Source organism: Acidobacteriota bacterium, from assembly GCA_020845575.1.
In the GTDB taxonomy this organism is placed as follows: domain Bacteria; phylum Acidobacteriota; class Vicinamibacteria; order Vicinamibacterales; family Vicinamibacteraceae; genus Luteitalea.
Genome location: JADLFL010000058.1, coordinates 1 through 3,283 on the forward strand (window position 1 = coordinate 1; position 3,283 = coordinate 3,283).

Below are 3,283 nucleotides of genomic sequence, written 5' to 3' on the forward strand. Positions count from 1 at the left end.
CGCTCGTCGATGAGCAGCACGATGAGGTACACCTCGGGATGGTTCGCCGTGATGCTGTTGGCGACGTTCTGCAGCAGCATCGTCTTGCCCGTACGCGGCGGCGCGACGATGAGGCCGCGCTGCCCCTTGCCGATGGGCGCCATCAGGTCGAGCACGCGCGCCGAGAGGTTGTCTCCGGCTGTCTCGAGCGTGATGCGCTCCTGCGGGTAGAGCGGCGTGAGGTTCTCGAAGAAGACCTTCCCGCGCGTGCGCTCGGGCGGCTCGAAGTTGACCGCCTCCACCTTGATCAGCGCGAAGTAGCGTTCGCCTTCCTTCGGCGGCCGGATCTGCCCGCTCACCGTGTCGCCGGTGTGCAGGTCGAACTTGCGGATCTGCGACGGCGAGACGTACACGTCGTCGGGACCGGCCAGGTAGTTGTAGTCGGGCGCGCGGAGGAACCCGAACCCGTCGGGCAGCACTTCGAGCACACCCTCGGAGAACAGCATGCCGCTCTTCTCCGCGCGGCCGCGCAGGATCTCGAAGATCAGATCCTGCTTGCGCAGGCCCGTGGCGCCGGGAATGTCGAGGTCCTTGGCCACCTGCGTGAGCTCCTGCACGCTCATCTCCTTGAGCGTGGACAGGTTCACCACTTCGGCGTCGGACCCGCCCATGCGCGCCTCGATCGCCTCGTAATCCTCCTCGGGCGCGGGACGATGGCCCGGCGGATGCGGCTCCTGCGGCTGATGGCGGTCGCCACGACGGCCATCACCGCGGCGCTGTCCGCGCTTGCGGCCTTCACCTTGCCGGCCATGCTGCCGGCCCTGCTGCTGACGATGCTGCTGCGGGGGCCTGGCGGTGGCGGGAGGCGTCTGGGGAGTGTCGGAGGTAGACGGCGGAGCCGCTACGGAGGCGTCAGCAGGCGGACGATTGTGGTCCACAGATTTTCCAGTCCTTCGCCGGTGAGCGCCGACACTGGCGTCACCGGGGTGTTCAACGATGTTTCCCATGCACGTAGATTGCGCACCCGCTCGGTGCGCGACAGCTTGTCGATCTTGGCGGCCACCACGTGGGTCGCCAGGTTCATGTTCGAGAGCCAGGCCCGGGCGTTGCAGTCCTGGGCCAATCCCGGGTGGCGCGCATCGACGATGAGCAACGCGCCCGACGGACCGTGTCCCCCGCCATCTCCGGGATTGCCGGTGCCGGGGGCTGGTCTGCCGAAGTACATCGACGTGAGTCCGGCGAACTGCTCGGCCGAGGCCTCACCGCCTCTCGCGTAGCCATATCCCGGGAGATCCACCAGGAAGAAGCGCGCGAGGTCGCGGTGGCCGTACTCCACCGCATAGACGTTCAATTCCCGCGTCTTGCCGGCCGCCGCGCTCGTGCGCGCCACGCGCGATCGCGTGAGGGCGTTGATGAGCGTGGACTTGCCGACGTTCGAGCGGCCCACCAGGGCCAATTGCGGAACGGACTCACGCGGCAGGTCCGCGGCGCTCACGGCGCTGCGGACGAACCGGACCGGCACGGATCTCAAGGTGAATCGGTCAGTGCGTGATGGCGTCGTCGCTCACCGCGGGTTCGACTGCCGCTTCGGCGGCAGCCGGCAGCACCGGCGGCAGCGGACTTTCGAGCGCGATCTTCAGCACGTCGTCCATGGCTTCCACCATGTAGACGTCGAGCGTGTCGAGCACGTTCTTCGGGATGTCCGCCAGATCCTTCTCGTTGTCCTTCGGCAGGATGAGTGTCTTGACGCCCGCGCGATGGGCCGCGAGCACCTTCTCCTTGACGCCGCCAATCGGCAGCACCTTGCCACGCAGCGTGATCTCGCCCGTCATGGCCACGTCCTTGCGGGCCGGCACGCGCGACAGCGCGGAGATCATCGCCGTTGCCATGGTGATCCCCGCGGACGGGCCGTCCTTCGGGATCGCCCCTTCAGGCACGTGCACGTGCACGTCCATGTTCTTGTAGAACTCGGTGGGCAGGCCGTACTGATCGACGCGCGACCGCACGAAGCTCATCGCGGCCTGTGCCGACTCCTGCATCACGTCGCCCAGCTTGCCGGTGAGCGTGAGCCGTCCCTTGCCCGGCATCAGCGTGGCTTCGGTGACGAGGATCTCGCCGCCGACTTCCGTCCACGCGAGCCCCGTCGCCACGCCCACCTCGTTGACCTCCTCGGCCATGGTCGGGCGGTACTTCGGCACGCCGAGGTGGTGCGTGATGCGCTCGGCCGTGATCTCCTCGTGGTAGTCGGCGCCGTCGACCACCACGCGGCGCGCCACCTTGCGGCACACCGACGAAATCTCGCGTTCGAGGTTGCGGACGCCGGCTTCGCGCGTGTAGCGCTGGATGATCGTGCGCAGCGCGTCCTCGGTGAAGACGATGTGCTTCTCGCTGAGGCCGGCGTTCTCCATGGCCTTGGGCGCGAGGAAGCGCCGCGCGATCTCGACCTTCTCCTGCTCGGTGTATCCGGCCAGCTGCAGCACTTCCATGCGGTCTCGCAGCGCCTGCGGGATCGTGTGCAGCACGTTGGCCGTGCAGATGAACATCACGTTCGAGAGGTCATACTCGACGTCGAGGTAGTGATCGAGGAACGCGTCGTTCTGTTCCGGATCGAGCACTTCGAGCAGCGCGGCCGATGGGTCGCCGCGGAAGTCCATCGACATCTTGTCGACTTCGTCGAGCAGGAAGACCGGGTTCATCGAACCGGCCTTCTTCATCATCTGGATGACCTGGCCCGGGAACGCGCCGATGTAGGTGCGTCGGTGTCCGCGAATCTCCGCCTCGTCGCGCACGCCGCCGAGCGACAGCCGCACGAACTTGCGGTTGGTGGCCCGTGCGATCGACTTGGCCAGTGACGTCTTGCCCACGCCCGGAGGGCCCGCGAACGTCAGGATCGTGCTCTTCGGCTTCTTGACGAGCGTGCGCACCGCGAGGAACTCGAGGATGCGGTCCTTGATCTTCTCGAGGCCGTGGTGGTCCTGGTTGAGGATCTCCTCGGCGCGCTTCAGATCGCGACTCTCGCGCGTCTTCTTCTGCCAGGGTACGGCGATGAGCCAGTCGAGGTAGTTGCGCGACACGGTGGCCTCTGCCGACATCGGCGGCATGGCCTCGAGACGGCGCAGTTCCTGCACCGCCTTGTCCTCGACCTCGGACGGCATGCGCGCGTCCTCGATCTTCTTCTTGAGATCCTCGATCTCGTTGCCCTAGTCTTCCTTGCGGCCCAGTTCCTTCTGGATCGCCTTCATCTTCTCGTTGAGGTAGTACTCCTTCTGCGCCTTCTCCATCTGCTTCTTCACGCGAGACTGGA

General features: G+C 66.5%; 2 protein-coding genes and 1 pseudogene. All 3 read right to left on the minus strand.

Features of this window, described 5'->3' with window-relative positions; all coding sequences use genetic code 11:
• A partial coding sequence (locus IT182_16655; GenBank protein MCC6164982.1) for a Rho termination factor N-terminal domain-containing protein occupies positions 1 to 626 on the minus strand: 626 nt, incomplete at its 3' end.
• 254 nt (positions 627 to 880) lie between these two features.
• Positions 881 to 1,474 carry a 50S ribosome-binding GTPase gene (locus IT182_16660; protein MCC6164983.1) on the minus strand — a complete coding sequence of 198 codons (594 nt, stop codon included), beginning with the start codon at positions 1,472 to 1,474 and terminating at the stop codon, positions 881 to 883.
• Between the two features lie 46 nt (positions 1,475 to 1,520).
• A pseudogene (lon, locus tag IT182_16665) lies at positions 1,521 to 3,283 on the minus strand (endopeptidase La).